Here is a 16,047-nt window from a genome sequence, read left to right as displayed (position 1 = left end):
CTAAAATTTAACTTTAACTAATATTCCAAAAAATAGCAATCCCTAATCTAAATATCAGCAAAACAGTTTGAATGAGTTTCTTGAAAAATTATAGCTTTTTCTTCATGAGGTCATTGACTGGCCTTGAAAGAAGTTTAGTAATTTGTCGTTGGAACACGGACAAGGGTTTAAAAGCCCTTGTTGATAAAGATCAAGGATAGCTCAGTAACGTTAATACTAATATTTTGCTTAGATCAACCTTCTAGAAAGCAATTAATTCTTGCTTTGGATGGCGATCGCTTGGTTAAATTTCTTGGTGATACAATTTGCATATTTTCTGATACAAACATGACAGATACTTGCTTTATTTCTTGCTTGCTTGCTTAAATTGTTTAATTTACCATAAATTAATTGAACATAATACAAAACTTAATTAAGAGGACGTTTGAAAAGTCAAAAAAATACTTAGTAATGTGATAACATAGATAATTGATAAATCAGTAGTGATTTTAGTGCCGTGGTGGTGTCAGACCATGATTCAGCCAATTTTTTATAAAATACGCCTTTTATCCGTTTCCGCGATCGCCATTGTGGGGAAATTTTTCAATCTAGTTTAAAGCTCCGTCTTGATTATGATGATATTGATCCAAACTCTTGTGAATCAAAAAATTAAAAAATATCTGCAATGGCCCGCATGGCTCAATCGAGTCTTTATTTTTGGGCTAAGTTTAGTGATTGTCCTTAATACATCTCCTTTCATTCAAGCCCAAACACCAAATCTTCCTAACAACGTCACCGAACTCATCAGAAATGGCTCCAGACCGCTCTCTGGACAGATTGGCAATTTAGTCTATGCTCCTGTAAAAGTTGATGGTATTCCGCTTTTCTATGTAGCCGTTCCAGCCTCAGTTGAAGACGATAAAGGCGAAAAAGCTACTGCTCCTCTACAGGATCGAGTCACACGGATTCAAAATAATATTAAAGAAATTATTGAGCGCGGTTTTGATCCCAATACCCTTCAGGTTTATCCTTCTGTTCTCAATGGACAGACCGTCATTCGCGTGAGTGATCCCAATAATCTTAAACCCCAAACGATTGGAACGATTACGGAAAATGATGCCCAGTTACATGGTCAAGCGATCGCCGAAATGGCCCCAGAAGCCGCCAACCAATTACGTCAGGCCTTGATTAGGGCCAGACAGGAACGTCAGCCAGAAAGTCTTCAAGCCCAGGGTTGGCTGGCAGTTAAACTATTCTTTTCCCTCGCCCTTATTAGTCTGATTCTGTTAATTATTCAGTCAGCTTTTACCCGTTATATCTTCTCTCTTAAAAAAGCATTAGCCCAATTTCTTGAGAATGCTCAGGACACCGATCTGATCAATGCTATTCCAGCCAATCATGGAGCGACTGGGCCGGCATCGGAACCCTATCAACTGCAAAAAAGTTTATTCCTTATTTTTGAGATTTTTTCCAAAAAGTTTCAACCTCAATTTATTGTTTCTCCTCAGAGTGAAGAACTGCCTGAAAAGAAAATTCCTCGTATCATTAGCAAGTATTTGTACTGTCAAACTGGAGAGGATGCCAAATTAATCTATCAAAGACAAATTAAAATCATTATCTTCCTCAGAAGACTGTTAAGTTTTTTTCAACTGTTATTATGGTTAAGAGGCTTGGCCTTTATTCTTGCTCTTTTTCCCTATAGTCGTGAACTAGGTGTCCAAATTGCAGGCGCACCGATGTCATTAATCTTAATTTGGCTGATTATTTTAGTATTGCTTAAAATGTCTGATTTCTTTATCGATAAAATGTTACAAATTTGGGAGGAAGATATTAACTTACGAGACAAAAATTCTAATCGTGGAATTCTCAGAATACCAACTATCAGCAATGCCCTAAAAGGAATTTGTCTTGTTTTGTTGATCAGCACAGGAATTATTTTATCTCTTGGTATTTTTGACTTTCCGATCGCTACAATTTTAGCAGGGGCCGGAATTATCGGTTTTGCCATTTCCTTTGGTTCTCAAAGTTTGATTAAAGATGTCATTTCTGGTGTAATTAATCTCTTTAATGATTCCTACGCGGTAGGCGATTTTGTGATTATTGCGAATGATGAAGGTTTAGTAGAAGATCTCAATTTATTTGTCACTCGTCTTCGCAGTAGTAATGGGGATTTGATCACCATTCCCAATGGTTCTGTCGGTATTGTTCGCAATCAAACCAAGGATTGGTCAAGGGTAGATTACAGTATTCAGATTTCCTATGATGCAGATATTCAACAGGCATTAGGCATTTTAAGACAAGTGGCTGAAGAGCTTTATCACGATTCTCAATGGCATTCTCTCATTTCAGAACCACCGGATTTAAAGGGTGTGGAAGATTTATCTCATTTAGGGGTAAGGTTACGAGTCTGGCTTAAAACGAAACCTGGTGAACAGTGGATTGTGGCCCGTGAATTGCGTTTACGCTTAAAATCAGCCTTTGAAGCCGCCGGAATCAGCATCGGTATCCCCCAACAAGCTTTCCTATTCCAAAATTCCGGCGATCGCCTTTCTGGTGAATAAATGGTCTCTGCGGACCGAATTGAATCGGAAGGTGTTTGATCGCAGTGGCTCGACTGCCAATCCTAGGGTAAATTGCTATCATGGGTTCTAATAGGGCTAAATAATTGAATAGACCTAGTACTTTTGCTGGATGACGGCTGTTTAATAACAATTTTAATTTCATAAACCTGATTAAATTGGTTGAATTATGAGTAATCAGAAAAAGTCCTCGTTATCACAATCCATTAAGGCTCAAGTTCAGATTTTAGGAACATTGGTGGCTGTTTTTTGGATTTTAGAAATTCTAGACACCTTTGTTTTTAATCATCAGTTAGATCAGTATGGGATTGTTCCCCATTCTTTGATAGGTTTACGGGGAATTCTATTTGCCCCTTTTTTGCATGGTGGCTTTGGTCATTTAATGGCTAACACCGTACCTTTTATTATTCTGGGCTGGTTAGTGATGCTTCAGGAGGTCAGCGATTTTTGGATCGTTACTGCTGTCACGATGATTGTGGGCGGACTAGGTGTTTGGATCTTTGCCCCTAGTAACACAGTGCATATTGGAGCCAGTAGTTTGATTTTCGGCTATTTAGGCTTTTTATTACTACGAGGTTACTTCCAGCGTAATTTAGCCTCTATCTTTCTTTCTCTCTTGGTTGGATTTCTTTACGGAGGCCTAATCTGGGGCGTTTTCCCCCATCAACCAGGCGTTTCCTGGCAGGGTCATCTCTTTGGTTTTGTCGGCGGTGTTTTAGCGGCGAAGTTAATTGCTAATGAGAAACGATATTATTCTTAATTAAGTCATCGGCAAAGAGAGTGAATACTTTAATACCAAGACAAGCAGGCCTTTTATATCAGAGCGATTATCAACTATGGTTGACAGAAACTGTCGGAAAATTGCGATCGCAGGATTTTAGTAGCCTAGATTTGGAAAATCTGATTGAGGAGTTAGAAAGTTTGGGGAGAAGCGAAAGAAATGCGATTTCTAGTTAGGGTTTGCTGAATAAGGATGAAATCCTTGCTAGACAATACTTTCAGGCATTTTACAAACGACCAGATGCAAGGTTATGGCATTTGGAGGCTCAAAATCCATGCACTTTGCTGGAAAAATGTGAGGTAAAACTGGAAACTGATCTCTGAAGTCACCATTTTTCGCGCCCTGTGGCATCTAGGTTCGTTTTGTGGACTTTTTCAGCAAGCCCTAGTTATTTGATGCGGCTTTGTGAGCATTTGCTGAAGATTCGTTATTGGGAATCAGAAAGGGATCATTGTTTGAGAGGATGGAGTCGAGAAGTCAGTAATTTTCGGATTGCTATTCAGAGGGAATTGGCATCGAGTCCGAGTTTGGGGTCTTTTTTACAAGAATGTTTTGTTAAAGAATATAAAAATGGCAGAAAGCTTTTTTTGAATGCGAGTGGACTTGATCCTAAATCTATTCCAGAACAACCCTTTTTTAGCTTGGAGCAAGCTTTAGATGAAGACTGGTTAGCTTTTTAATTTTTCGATTCGGAAAGTAGGGAAAAATTCGGCTGAGTCCGGTAAAGAGGTTAAAAGGTAGGAAAAAATCAGGTAGCGATTATCTTCAAGGTACAGGACAGCCTGGGAGATTTTCTTTAACTCTCTGGGGGCCAGTTACATTAGGATCATAAGCCAAAAGAACCACTTGTCCTTGTTGGTTAAACATCCACCCCTGAGCCGGAACAATCGGCTGCAAGTCTTCGGTTTCACTTCTAATCAAACGGGCATTTTGGGCCATATGGCTAGAGTTCTTTTGGGCTGTTTCATTGGCCATATCACTAGACGCAGGCTGAACTAATCTTACCTGGGTTACTTCATCCGTCAAGTCTTCTTTAAAAGTAAGGGGTAAACCGCCTCGTCCGGTACGGGTAAATTGGCTTTGGGAACCCCGTTTACAGGGATTTTGAGCAACAAGGGTATTGGGATCCACCACTGTCTCTGGTAGTTGAATAACCCCTTGGTTAGGATCAATAGTGCTTTTTAGCTGCACCTGTCCCGATGCACCAAACTGAGAACTAGCATCAATATCATTCGTTTTGTTACCTGAAGTCGCTAGATTTTCAGCAATACCAAAGATGCCTTGGGCATTAATCTGAATATTGCCACCGTTACCTTCTTCCGCTTGGGTGCGACCTTTAGTTGATAAAAGCTGTTGTAATCAGGGTTCTACAGGGAACCCATATTGATCAAGTTTTGCCCAAAATTGACTCCATCGTTCCTTGGTCAATACCAAAGCTCGTAGGCTCAAAATAATTCCTGCTCCTTTTTCCTTCCATCGCATCCCTGAACAACATAATCGTTGTTTGACCAACGTCTTACAAGCTGCTTCCGTAACACCTGAACCAATCGGATACTTTTTCTCTATGTATTCAGCATAATCCATTTGATGCTGATGATTCTCGTAATAAGTAATCGCCGCTTGTAGTTTCTCGGTAAGATTCTTAGAATGACTTTTTTCTTCTTTGACTTCTTTCATCAGATTTAGCAGTTCTCCTGCTTTTCCTTTTTCATGCTTGAGTTCTCGACAATTTTCAGTCAACCATTCTTTTTGTTTTGACACGGTATTCGGATGCAACGCTTCTGCCAAGGCACCTAAGTAACCAGAGGCATGATAGAAATCTAATATCTGTTCTTCCGTTTGCTTTTCTAAAAACTTCCAATTTGATTCTGCCCCGTCTGCTATCCCGACCAATGTTGCCTCTGGATAACGGTTTTTCGCTCGCTCAATTTCTCTTTCTAATCTTTCTAGAAAACTCTTTTTTCCATACTCTGGTGCCGCACCTAGATAGATTGTATGTTGACGTTCGCCTTCACTATCGTATAGGGAAACGGTTCCCACCATTGCTTCACGGTAGCCATCCTCACACATCAGCATACAGGTTCCATCTAATCCTATTCCCACTGTTGCAATTTGGCTATCCTCCTTGGGCGGGGCATAACTCCACGCTTCTTCTTTTGCCTGTACCACACTTCCTACTGCTTCACTCAATCTTTGGATATAGGATAGCGCTACTTTTCTACCATGATTTTCTAATAAATCATTTTTCACCTCTTTGCCTGCCATCCCTGACATTTTTGAGGATACCTGTTTTGCCAATAATGGCGTTGATGTTATGATTATCCTTGCTTCTCTTTCTAAGGGGCAATACGTTTTTCCTCAAAGGTGAACGCTGATATACATGACGATTCACTATAACCTCACCATAAGGTGTTTGATATTCTTTCGGTTGCTCTCCCTTACTCTTCCAGATTTCTTCACCGATTTTTAAGGGTGAACCATCTGTATCTAAATATTTCAAGGCTTCTTTGCTGGCGATGCAACCTACTTCGTTTAAGCCTTTTTGAATATTTATTTCTGTATCCAACATTGAACGACTGAGTTCTAATGTTAGTTCTATTTTTATCTTTGAACCCTCTACATTAATTAGTTTTGCTGTCATCATTGTTTCCTCTTTGTCACTTTTCATCCCATGTTAACACTTTTCTTTTCCTTCATCAACTAAAGGTCACACCCTTCCGCTTTAGCAATAATGTCACTACTGTTAGAGATCGTTGAGGGGAAAGCGAAGACAATTGGAGAATTAATAGTAATGTTGCCCCCGTTGGCATTACCGTTAGCCGTTGCTGAGATTAAGCTGCCATTTTCGAGTCGAACAAAGTCGGATAATTGCAAGGTAATATTTGCGCCGCTTCCAGCCCCACTCTTGCCAGTTTCAGCAGTGATAGAACCTCGGTTCAGGGTGAGGGAATTAGCCGTAATGTTCAGGTTGCCCGCCTGGCCTTGAGGGCTGCTGACGCTGACTTTTGCCCGACCAGCAACGTTCAACTGTCCAGTTTTTAAACTAATATTTCCTCCTTGACTGAATCGGCTTGAGGCAGATATCTGCGACCCATTCTGAAGGTTCAACTGCAAAGCATCTACCAAAATATTGCCACCTTTCCTCTGACCAGAACTAGAAGCTAAGATACTTGCACTGTCATTGAGGTTCAAATGTCCAGTTTCAATTTTTATATTTCCTGCATTGCCGCCAAAACCACTAGTTTCAGTTGAGAGGATACCGCCACTAACATTTATAGAATCAGAGGCGATGATGTTTATATCTCCACCGGTTCCTGTCACTATAGATTGCCCAAAAGAGCTTATCGCAGTCGTTGCTGTTGATATTTCTGCACCACCTTGAACAGTTAGTTTTTTGGTATTGATTGTTATGTTCCCGCCCGCTCCAAACGATTCAGTTTCCGACGATAATCCAGTTGGCACTCCCGATTTACCTGTTAACTCCACAGATTCAGAGGCGTTTATTATCAAATTCCCTCCTTTCCCCGAAGCGATTGTCTCAGTTCCGTAGTAATTGAGACCAATAGATGATGTGGAGATCACTCCTCCATCTTGGACAATCAGCTTTTTAGTGTTAATTGTTATACTGCCCGCGTTTTTGTCAGAAAGAGAAAAATTCCCAAAACCACTTCTAACAATTGGCAGATTTGGCCCATATGACTGGAAACCAGTAATTGCCAATGTCTCCGAAGCTCCTACTTTTATGGTTCCCTGACTCGCTATAATTTGCGAACCGTCTTTAACAGTTATATTTCTGCCCTGCAACTGGATATCTCCCAGATTTTGAGATGAGAAATCATAATTAGTAACATCAAATGAAGCTCCTTGAATGATTTGAATATCACCAAAATTCTGGACACCTTCATAGCTCAAAGCCCAACCTTCTTGTATCGGGTGAAGACTAACATAGCCAGTTCCAGCAACGCTACCTAGCTCAATTCTTCCTGCTGGAAAGAAAATATATCCTCCCAGTATATTAACATTACCTCCTACCAAAGCCAAGGTTTTACCTGTTTGACTCTCTAAAGATGATGTAGGTTGTTGGACAATGTCTCCTATCGGTTCCCTAAATTGCAAGCCAACAGGAATGCTGACGGTCAGCAAAGACGGAGTAGAGGATACTTTAGCACTGAACTCGGTGCCATCTTCAAAGATCAGGCTAGTAGCGGTGGTCGCAAGAAATGAACCGTTGAGATCAAGGGACGCTTTGGAACCCAAAATAATGCCATTGGGATTAATCAGAAATAGATCGGCATTGCCTAAAACACCCAGAGTTCCTAAAATCTCCGAAATGCTATTCCCTGTAACCCGACTCAGAATGCGTTGAATCCCGTCAGGATTATTAAAATAGGCTCCTCTTCCCTCCTCAACACTAAATTTTTCAAAGCTATGAAATAAATTTGCTCCCCTTTTCGCACCACCTTCAATCAAGGTACTGGGAATACCATTGATATCGGCATTAGAATTAGTGAGGGAACTTTCTGCTCCTAAAGTTTGATCAGGGACGACTTGAGCAACAACGCCATTTTGAGCAAACAAATTGAGTGAAGTAAGCACGAAGGAACTTGTTAATGTCTGAATTGCGAAGAAGAAAATAAATCTTGACTTACGGAATTCGTATTTATTAAACATCCCCATAATAGACTCGCATCGACCTAAACCGAAACAAAACATGAGGATCTTCGATCACCTGGTATACAGACGCTGCAAGGTACGCATTGCTTCATACTGAATTTCATACTGGAGAGATCAACCGCACGTTCACTAATTTGTGCTGTGTCAATGTCGAGGCTAAGTTCAAACAGTGATGTTTCTGTATTGGGAAACGCACTGACCAAACCAAAGCCATCCTCACCTTGATTGAGAATCTTTAACATATCCTCTCTAAGATCGGTCTGAGTAAGAGAAACTTCATTCGTGCATGGTGGTATTTGATAGCTTGCCACAACTTCACCATCAGAGTTTTTGATGTTACATATTACGGGTTCATCCTTGGGAATACCATGCCCCGTCAGTACATCTCTCAACCCATAAGCATTGGCAGTCTGCGCCAGAAGCTCATTTAGACTTGGTTCATAACTCATGATTAAAATCTCCTCAAAATTATGCTTTAACTAGATTTAAAAAACACGTCCAGACCTTCAGCCTTGGATATAAAAATTAATCTGGCTGTCATCCCCAGTCAGTGTTTCCAATTCATGCACTCTAGAGTACCAAATTTGGCGATCGCTGAAAAGCTTTTTATGAGCCTTTCTCTGTCAAATTCCCCACTTATGCACTTCATTTTTGAATTGGCAAACTTTGTTTTATATGCGGGAGATGGAATAAGTTTGCCGAAGAGGATTCTTTTGAGTCTGTTTGCTCGTCACACTGCGATCGCCGATGATAATCTTATACTCGCCCTCATAGTTATGGGGAACGATCGCATAGCCATTGCGGTCAGTGAAAAGTTCGACATTAGTTCGCCAGGTTTGATTAATTAAGCGATTTAAACGAGTAAAGGCCGGTTTAGGATTACCGTCATGGTAGAGAATGCCCGTTGGCGTACCTAACCAGGCTCCGCGATCGCTAAATGACCAAAGGAAAACCCCTGTAATCTGGGGATAGCTAAAGGCAAAACGATAAAAAAATTCAAGATAATCGGCTAAATCCTCCTTAAAAAGGGGGATTTCAAACCTTTAATTTGTCTTCCCCTTTTCAAAGCTGTTTGTTGCGCGAATCTCCTAACCAAAAAACTCAAAGCCATACACAGCAAGCTTTTCATCTTTTCCCCCCTTTTTAAGGGGGGTTGGGGGGGATCGAGACTCAGCAAAGGTTTCAGAGACTTCTGCGTAATGGATAGCTTTCAAAGGGGAGATTCTGCAACTTGTGTGTACACAGTAGCCTTGATAAGGGGGGTGTCCGTAGGACGGAGGGATCTTATAAATTTTAAGACCTACCTACTTATCATAAACTAGAATTTTAAACTCAAGGTTTGAACTAAAGTTTTAAGACAGTATTATTATCTTGAAAATGGAGGTGCTGAGGGTGATTAAAATGACTAAATTTTTGCAAAAAGTAACGCACAGGAGAGGGAAAATTGGGAAAGTCAAATTTACTATCACCCGCCGCCACATCAGCCCAAAAATATTGCAGTGTAGGCACTAACTTAGCGGCATTTTCTGGGGATAAATTCAAAGGCGGCAAGGTTAATAAACGAGTCATAAAAAATTGGGAGCGATCGCCGAGAAACTGACGAGATTGCTGGGCCAGTTGGGGATAACCTTCAACACTCTCAATGCGATGGGACTCAATCGTTAAATGCCATTGATTTTGTGTATAGTCTGCGGTGATAATGCGATAGGGATGGGGATAACTAACCAGAGAACCCGTTGTAATCTCATAGATGCCATCATGATAGGCAATATCCTGAACATGAAGATGACCCGTAAAAATCAGTTTAACTTGATATTTCTTGAGTAAAGTCAGTAATTGGGTGGCATTATCTAACATATACCTACGTCCTAACTCGTGGTGGGATTGTCCAGGTAAATGTTCAATAACATTGTGGTGAATCATAACAAAAATTAACTGCTCTGAATATATTTTTAGTTGTTCCTCTAACCACCAATATTGTTTTTCCTCTAAGTAACCAATTTGTTGATGATCTTGACTAAAAGCATTAGAATTAAGGGCAATAAGCTGTACACCAGGCAGCAATTCCTGAGTATAGTAAGCCTCTTGGGAATCTTGATAACCGCAACCAGTATAGTAACGAGGAAACTCGGCTAAACCTACTACCTCATGGTTACTCGTCGGCAATGGCACATCATGATTACCTGGAATCACATAACAGGGAAAGGGTAATTTTTGTAAGCGTTGGTGTAACCATTGATGATTCTCAATTTCACCATCTTGGGTCAAATCCCCTGGGATCAGTAAAAAATCCAAGTTTAAGGGTTCTAGCTGAGTCAAGGCCTTTTCTAGGGCTGCTATACTCACTTCTACCATGTGAAACCGCGAAACGGTATTGTCAATGGTTTGGGGAAGGGCAATATGGGGATCACTAATAACTGCAAAGCGAAACGTCTTCATAATTAATGATAGAAAAGGTAAGTAGTTTTGCAAAATAGCCTGAGGAGTATTTTATCTTGACTAGAGTTCGCGTTCGTCAACATGTCAATCCTTTAAGCCAAAAATATCGCACAGCGATCGCGGTTCCTGATTGGAGTCAAATCTATGGTAACGTTTCCCGGCCTTTGCATTTAGATATTGGTTGTGCACGGGGTAAGTTTTTGTTACAAATGGCCCCATTGCAGCCGGATTGGAATTTTTTAGGGATTGAAATCCGTGAGTCTTTGGTCATAGAAGCGAATCAACAATGCGATCGCCTGGCGTTAAATAATTTACATTTTTTGTTTGGCAATATGAATAGCACCCCGTTACTTTTTCTCAATAGTTTACCCGCTACTTTAAGCCGAGTCTCGATCCAGTTTCCCGATCCTTGGTTTAAGCAACGCCATAGCAAACGGCGAGTCGTTCAACCGGAATTAGTGACGGCTCTAGGGGAGGTTTTAAGCTTACAAGGTCAGATCTTATTACAATCTGATGTGGAATTAGTGGTCCAGGAAATGAGCGATCGCTTTTTAGAAAATCCTCGTTTTCAGAAAACTCACATTGAACCCTGGTTAACCTTGAACCCTTTCCCCGTCTCAACGGAGAGAGAGAACGCTTGTCTAAATTTAGAACGTCCTGTTTATCGGGTTTTATTAACCAAAATTCGCTAGTTTTGAGACCAGGAAGAACCAGGGGCGCAACGCACGGGAATCTGGGTTTTATCCGTTAATTCCTGGGCTAAAGCCGCTAAAATTTCAGGACTGACACATTTTAAAATTTGGACAGGATAGGCCGGTAATTCCTCCCCCGTATGATTGCCGCGCCCTTCCAATTCCCGTTTTAAAGGTTTAGGACGACTGGGAGTATTGAGTTGGATTTCTTTGGGTTGTAAGCGTTTAAGCAGTGCTATATATTGACGTTTAACTTCCTCTGACCAAGGAGCTAATAACATGGTTTGTAGGGATAATTCGCCGCGAAATTCTGTTTTAAAAGCTTCAATGCCCTGGATAATTTTTGTCAAGTGCAGGCTCGAATCCGGTCGATTAATACGTCGTACTAAATCCTCGGAAATGCCATCCAATTTGACAGAAACGCGATCTGCTAAACTTAATTCCTGTCGTACCTGGGCATCATCGAGAAGAGTCGCATTGGTTAATACCAAGGTTGGTTTAGCCGTCAAGGTTTTAATTTGACTTAAAATCTCTCCTAAATTCAGGGCTAAGGTCGGTTCTCCACTGCCACTAAGGGTAATAATATCCACTTCCCAGGGCGCGAATTGTTCTAACTCCGCCCTAATCTGTTCCGTTGGCAAAAATAAACGGCGATCGCGGCTAATCACTTCAATTTCTCCTAATTGACAATAAACACAATTAAAAGAACAGGTAGAGATTTGGCCAATGGGATCAATCCCTAAAGAACGACCATAACGCCAGGAAACGACCGGGCCATAAACCGTTGCAAAGGAATGGGTGAGTAAAGCATTCATGGGGTAAACTTCCAAAACGGTAAAGATCAATGCAATAGACCACCCTTAAAGGCGGTAAGGTAAAATGCTTTCTGTGACTATTTTTGACTATTCTAGCGAGATCTGTATGTACGAAAAACTGACCCCTCCTACGACTGGCTCCAAAATCAGCTTTGAAAACGGTAAACCGATCGTGCCGGATGATCCGATTATTCCCTTCATTCGCGGTGATGGCACTGGGGTGGATATTTGGCCAGCCACGGAAAAGGTCATTGATGCGGCGGTGGCCCAAGCCTATGGTAATCAAAAAAAGATTCATTGGTTTAAGGTCTATGCGGGAGATGAAGCCTGTGATATCTATGGAACCTATCAGTATTTGCCGGAAGATACCCTGACCGCGATCAAAGAATACGGTGTTGCTATTAAAGGCCCCCTCACAACCCCGATTGGTGGCGGTATTCGTTCTTTAAATGTAGCTCTGCGTCAGATCTTTGATCTCTATGCCTGTGTGCGTCCCTGTCGTTATTACCAGGGAACTCCTTCCCCCCATAAATATCCAGAGAAATTAGATGTGATTGTCTATCGGGAAAATACAGAAGATATTTATCTCGGCATTGAATGGAAACAGGGCCATGAAATTGCGGTTAAATTGATTGATTATCTCAATAATGATTTAATTCCAGCCACCCCAGAACATGGTAAAAAACGAATTCCGCTAGACTCTGGTATTGGCATCAAACCGATTAGTAAAAAGGGATCACAACGTCTAGTTCGTCGGGCCATGGAACACGCCCTGCGTTTACCGAAGCCTAAAAATCAAGTCACCTTGGTACATAAGGGCAATATTATGAAATATACCGAAGGAGCTTTTCGGGACTGGGGTTATGAGTTAGTAACCAGTGAATTTCGAGATGTGTGTGTCACGGAACGGGAATCCTGGATTTTAGATAATAAGGACAGAAATCCCGATCTGAGTATCGAAGCCAATGCCCACAAAATTGAACCAGGCTATGATGCTCTCACGGCTGGGAAAAAAGCCCAAATCCATGCCGAGGTACAAGGGGTTCTAGATGTGATTGGCGCAAGTCACGGTAACGGTCAATGGAAGGACAAAATTATGGTTAATGATCGCATTGCCGATAGTATTTTCCAACAAATTCAGACCCGTCCTGATGAATATTCTATCCTGGCGACCATGAACCTGAATGGTGATTATCTGTCGGATGCGGCGGCGGCGATCGTGGGCGGGTTAGGTATGGGGCCGGGGGCCAATATTGGCGATCATGCAGCCATTTTTGAAGCAACTCACGGTACGGCTCCTAAACACGCAGGCTTAGATCGGATTAATCCTGGTTCTGTCATTCTTTCCGGCGTAATGATGCTGGAATTTATGGGTTGGCAAGCGGCCGCTGATCTGATTAAAAAGGGGATTTCGGCAGCGATCGCCAATCGAGAAGTCACCTATGATTTGGCCCGATTAATGGAACCGCCTGTGGATCCACCGTTAAAGTGTTCAGCATTTGCAGAAGCAATTATTAAACATTTCAACGATTAGGAAATATCCCCCCTAACTTTCTTTTCAATGGGGTAGGACTAGGGGGGATCAACCACAATCGAGTACCCATACTCAAATTAAATTAACGTTAGTTCGGGATCTGGACAGTGGGAAGTTCTCGAGGCGGGTAAGTGGAGAAAAGAAAATCGGACATCCGATACCAAAGAGTGCCGTTATGTCCGAAACTGGCTGATATAAGAAAATCGATAGCCAGTGCGATCTATCAATTATCTGTCGTACTAAGCCTGCCACAAGTACGGGAAACCGAAACAAATCAGGTGGGGAAACTCCCTGGGGACAAATCCTCTCACCCCGTAGGATAATAAACAGCAGATAGCATCCCTATCGCCCTTGATACTTTATAAATAACGTGGGAAAACCTATGGCTGTTCTCGAAAAAGGTAATATTACTATCCATACCGAAAATATCTTTCCCATTATTAAAAAATCTCTCTATACCGATCATGAGATTTTCCTACGGGAATTGATTTCTAACGCCGTTGATGCCATTGCCAAGCGCAAAATGGCCGCCTATGCCGGCGAGTCGGGTGATGTTCCCGATCCAGAGATCAACATTGTGGTGGACAAAATTAATAAAACCCTTTCCATTACCGACAATGGTATTGGCATGACCGCCGATGAAGTTAAGAAATATATTAACCAGGTTGCTTTCTCTAGTGCGGAAGAATTTATCCATAAGTATCAAAAGTCCGCTAATGACTTAATTGGTCACTTTGGGCTGGGCTTCTACTCTGCTTTTATGGTGTCTAAAAAAGTGGAGATTGAAACCCTTTCCTATCAAGCAGATGCCCAGGCCGTTCACTGGTCTTGTGATGGTTCGCCGGAGTTTGAATTAACAGATTGCGATCGCCAGGTGGTTGGAACCACCATTACCCTGACCATTATGGAAGAAGAAGAGGAGTATTTAGAAGCTTCCCGCATCCGTCAGTTGGTGAAAACCTACTCTGATTTTATGTCTGTGCCCATTCGTTTTGAAGGCGAAACCCTTAATAAACAACGGGCCTTGTGGAAAGAATCCCCCCAGAATTTAACCAAAGAAGATTATCTCGAACTCTATCGTTATCTTTATCCTTTCCAGGAAGATCCCTTGCTGTGGGTACATCTCAATACGGACTATCCCTTCCTCTTAAATGGCATTCTCTTCTTCCCCAAATTGCGTCCAGATGTGGATGTGTCACGGGGACAGATCAAACTGTTCTGTAATCAGGTTTTTGTCAGTGATCACTGCGAAGAAATTATTCCCGAATTTCTGATGCCGTTACGGGGTGTGATTGATAGTCCTGATATTCCCCTCAATGTTTCACGGAGTGCTTTAACCAACCATCGGACGGTACGACGCATTGCTGATTATATTGCTAAAAAAGTCGGCGATCGCCTCAAATCCCTCTACACAGAAAACCCCGAAGAATACCTGAAATGTTGGGAAGATATCGGCACCTTTGTTAAATTTGGTTCCCTCAAGGATGACAAGTTTAAACAACAGGTTGAAAGTCTCCTACTCTATCGCACCACTTATCAGGCAACAGCCAGTTCTGAAACCCCAACTGTAGAAGTCCAAACCGATGAGGGAGATGCCTGGCAAGATGTCAGTGCCAATAAAAATGAGGGTAATCCCTACGAAAAAGCAGGTTATACGACCCTAAAAGCTTATCTAGAACGCAATAAGGAAAAGCACGAAAATCGAGTCTTTTACTGCACCGATCAAACCACCCAGGCTACCTACGTTGAACTCTATAAAAATCAGGGGATTGAAATCCTCTTTATGGATTCCTTTATCGACACCAATTACTTTATTCCTTTTCTAGAACGGGAATATAGTGATGTCAAGTTTTCCCGCGTCGATTCTGAGTTAGATCAAACCTTATTGGAAAAAGATAAGGCAGACGAAATTATTGATCCGACGACCAATAAATCCCGTAGTGAACAAATCAAGGAATTATTTGAGAAAGCCCTCAATAAACCCCAGGTGAATATTCGCACCGAATCCTTAAAAGCCGACGATCCCCAATCCACTCCTCCAGCAATGGTATTACTTCCTGAAGCTATGCGTCGTTTACAGGAAATGACCGCCATGATGCAGCAACAGACAATGGCTTTCCCTGAGCAACATATTTTGGTGATTAATACTAACCACCCTCTGATTCAAAATATTCTGTCCTTAAGTCAGGGCAGTATTGTACAAGGGGCTGGGGAATCTCCTTCTGGGGAATTAGCCAAATATCTCTGTCAGCACGTCTATGATTTGGCCCTAATGGCTCAAAAAGGCTTCGATGCGGAAGGAATTAAGGGCTTTATCGAACGCTCTAATACGGTGTTAACTCGATTAACCAAGTAGCTTAGGCAGTTCGTCAAACCCGACAGGCGAGGGGCTTAGGCCCCTTGTTACTAGGTCGAATGGTTAGGATTGAAAAGTCAGGGCTTTGCCTCGAACTTGAGAAGAAAAACTAATCGCAATTTCAACAGCCCAAGCGATCGCGATTTTAAAGTTTCATCAATAAGAAGACAGCGATCGCCATAAAATCTATCCGAACAG

13 protein-coding genes and 1 pseudogene are annotated in these 16,047 nt (G+C 41.7%); 8 read left to right on the top strand and 6 right to left on the bottom strand.

Translation table 11 applies throughout. The features are described from left to right. The first annotated feature begins 611 nt into the window (after window positions 1-611). From KA717_13110 to KA717_13095, 4 genes are all read left to right on the top strand, one after another. A complete protein-coding gene (locus KA717_13110) occupies window positions 612-2,540 on the top strand; it encodes a mechanosensitive ion channel family protein (protein ID UXE63473.1) in 1,929 nt (642 codons plus the stop codon). A 187-nt stretch (window positions 2,541-2,727) separates the two neighbouring features. Then, window positions 2,728-3,318, top strand: coding sequence for a rhomboid family intramembrane serine protease (locus KA717_13105; protein UXE63472.1), 591 nt, complete (start codon window positions 2,728-2,730; stop codon window positions 3,316-3,318). A 20-nt stretch (window positions 3,319-3,338) separates the two neighbouring features. Continuing rightward, a complete protein-coding gene (locus KA717_13100; GenBank protein UXE63471.1) occupies window positions 3,339-3,515 on the top strand; it encodes a DUF29 domain-containing protein in 177 nt (58 codons plus the stop codon). A 219-nt stretch (window positions 3,516-3,734) separates the two neighbouring features. Continuing rightward, the gene (locus KA717_13095) at window positions 3,735-4,019 is read left to right on the top strand and encodes a DUF29 domain-containing protein (GenBank protein UXE64648.1); all 285 of its coding nucleotides are present in this window, start codon (window positions 3,735-3,737) and stop codon (window positions 4,017-4,019) included. Between the two features lie 85 nt (window positions 4,020-4,104). On the opposite strand, the gene KA717_13090 is transcribed toward KA717_13095, so the two are convergent. The 4 genes and pseudogenes from KA717_13090 to KA717_13075 all read right to left on the bottom strand — a co-directional run bounded on the left by KA717_13090 (window position 4,105) and on the right by KA717_13075 (window position 8,462). Beyond that, the gene (locus KA717_13090; protein ID UXE63470.1) at window positions 4,105-4,530 is read right to left on the bottom strand and encodes a hypothetical protein; all 426 of its coding nucleotides are present in this window, start codon (window positions 4,528-4,530) and stop codon (window positions 4,105-4,107) included. A gap of 168 nt (window positions 4,531-4,698) precedes the next feature. Continuing rightward, window positions 4,699-5,980 (bottom strand): annotated as a pseudogene (locus KA717_13085) (ISKra4 family transposase). Window positions 5,981-6,039: 59 nt separating this feature from the next. Next, entirely contained in the window at window positions 6,040-8,016 is a 1,977-nt protein-coding gene (locus KA717_13080) for a filamentous hemagglutinin N-terminal domain-containing protein (GenBank protein UXE63469.1), read from the bottom strand. Between the two features lie 17 nt (window positions 8,017-8,033). Further along, a complete protein-coding gene (locus KA717_13075; GenBank protein ID UXE63468.1) occupies window positions 8,034-8,462 on the bottom strand; it encodes a hypothetical protein in 429 nt (142 codons plus the stop codon). A 63-nt stretch (window positions 8,463-8,525) separates the two neighbouring features. Between KA717_13075 and KA717_13070 the strand changes: the two genes are divergently transcribed. After that, the gene (locus KA717_13070; GenBank protein ID UXE63467.1) at window positions 8,526-8,861 is read left to right on the top strand and encodes a hypothetical protein; all 336 of its coding nucleotides are present in this window, start codon (window positions 8,526-8,528) and stop codon (window positions 8,859-8,861) included. A gap of 496 nt (window positions 8,862-9,357) precedes the next feature. Here KA717_13070 and KA717_13065 read toward each other — a convergent pair whose 3' ends face one another. Further along, window positions 9,358-10,485, bottom strand: a complete 1,128-nt coding sequence (locus KA717_13065) for a metallophosphoesterase (GenBank protein UXE63466.1) — start codon at window positions 10,483-10,485, stop codon at window positions 9,358-9,360. 23 nt (window positions 10,486-10,508) lie between these two features. On the opposite strand from KA717_13065, the gene trmB reads away from it, so the two are divergent. Further along, window positions 10,509-11,144: a tRNA (guanosine(46)-N7)-methyltransferase TrmB gene (trmB, locus tag KA717_13060; protein UXE63465.1), complete on the top strand. Its 636-nt coding sequence runs from the start codon at window positions 10,509-10,511 to the stop codon at window positions 11,142-11,144. Here the strand turns inward: trmB and KA717_13055 are convergent. Beyond that, window positions 11,141-11,959 carry a radical SAM protein gene (locus tag KA717_13055; protein ID UXE64647.1) on the bottom strand — a complete coding sequence of 273 codons (819 nt, stop codon included), beginning with the start codon at window positions 11,957-11,959 and terminating at the stop codon, window positions 11,141-11,143. The two genes, trmB and KA717_13055, sit on opposite strands and share 4 nt — an antisense overlap. A gap of 106 nt (window positions 11,960-12,065) precedes the next feature. Between KA717_13055 and KA717_13050 the strand changes: the two genes are divergently transcribed. After that, entirely contained in the window at window positions 12,066-13,493 is a 1,428-nt protein-coding gene (locus KA717_13050) for an NADP-dependent isocitrate dehydrogenase (protein ID UXE63464.1), read from the top strand. A 382-nt stretch (window positions 13,494-13,875) separates the two neighbouring features. Beyond that, window positions 13,876-15,849: a molecular chaperone HtpG gene (htpG, locus tag KA717_13045; GenBank protein UXE63463.1), complete on the top strand. Its 1,974-nt coding sequence runs from the start codon at window positions 13,876-13,878 to the stop codon at window positions 15,847-15,849. Window positions 15,850-16,047: the final 198 nt, after the last annotated feature.

The sequence above is a fragment of the Woronichinia naegeliana WA131 genome (genome assembly GCA_025370055.1).
GTDB classification, from domain to species: Bacteria; Cyanobacteriota; Cyanobacteriia; order Cyanobacteriales; family Microcystaceae; genus Woronichinia; species Woronichinia naegeliana.
This window is presented reverse-complemented; position numbering and strand designations above follow the sequence as displayed.

What these genes read in the sequence shown, in the direction of transcription:
- KA717_13110 (UXE63473.1), top strand. Translation starts at nt 612, where the DNA reads ATGATGATATTGATCCAAACTCTTGTGAATCAAAAAATTAAAAAATAT.
- KA717_13105 (UXE63472.1), top strand. Translation starts at nt 2,728, where the DNA reads ATGAGTAATCAGAAAAAGTCCTCGTTATCACAATCCATTAAGGCTCAA.
- KA717_13095 (UXE64648.1), top strand. Translation starts at nt 3,735, where the DNA reads ATGCGGCTTTGTGAGCATTTGCTGAAGATTCGTTATTGGGAATCAGAA.
- KA717_13080 (UXE63469.1), bottom strand. Translation starts at nt 8,016, where the DNA reads ATGGGGATGTTTAATAAATACGAATTCCGTAAGTCAAGATTTATTTTC.
- KA717_13075 (UXE63468.1), bottom strand. Translation starts at nt 8,462, where the DNA reads ATGAGTTATGAACCAAGTCTAAATGAGCTTCTGGCGCAGACTGCCAAT.
- KA717_13055 (UXE64647.1), bottom strand. Translation starts at nt 11,959, where the DNA reads ATGAATGCTTTACTCACCCATTCCTTTGCAACGGTTTATGGCCCGGTC.
- KA717_13050 (UXE63464.1), top strand. Translation starts at nt 12,066, where the DNA reads ATGTACGAAAAACTGACCCCTCCTACGACTGGCTCCAAAATCAGCTTT.
- htpG (UXE63463.1), top strand. Translation starts at nt 13,876, where the DNA reads ATGGCTGTTCTCGAAAAAGGTAATATTACTATCCATACCGAAAATATC.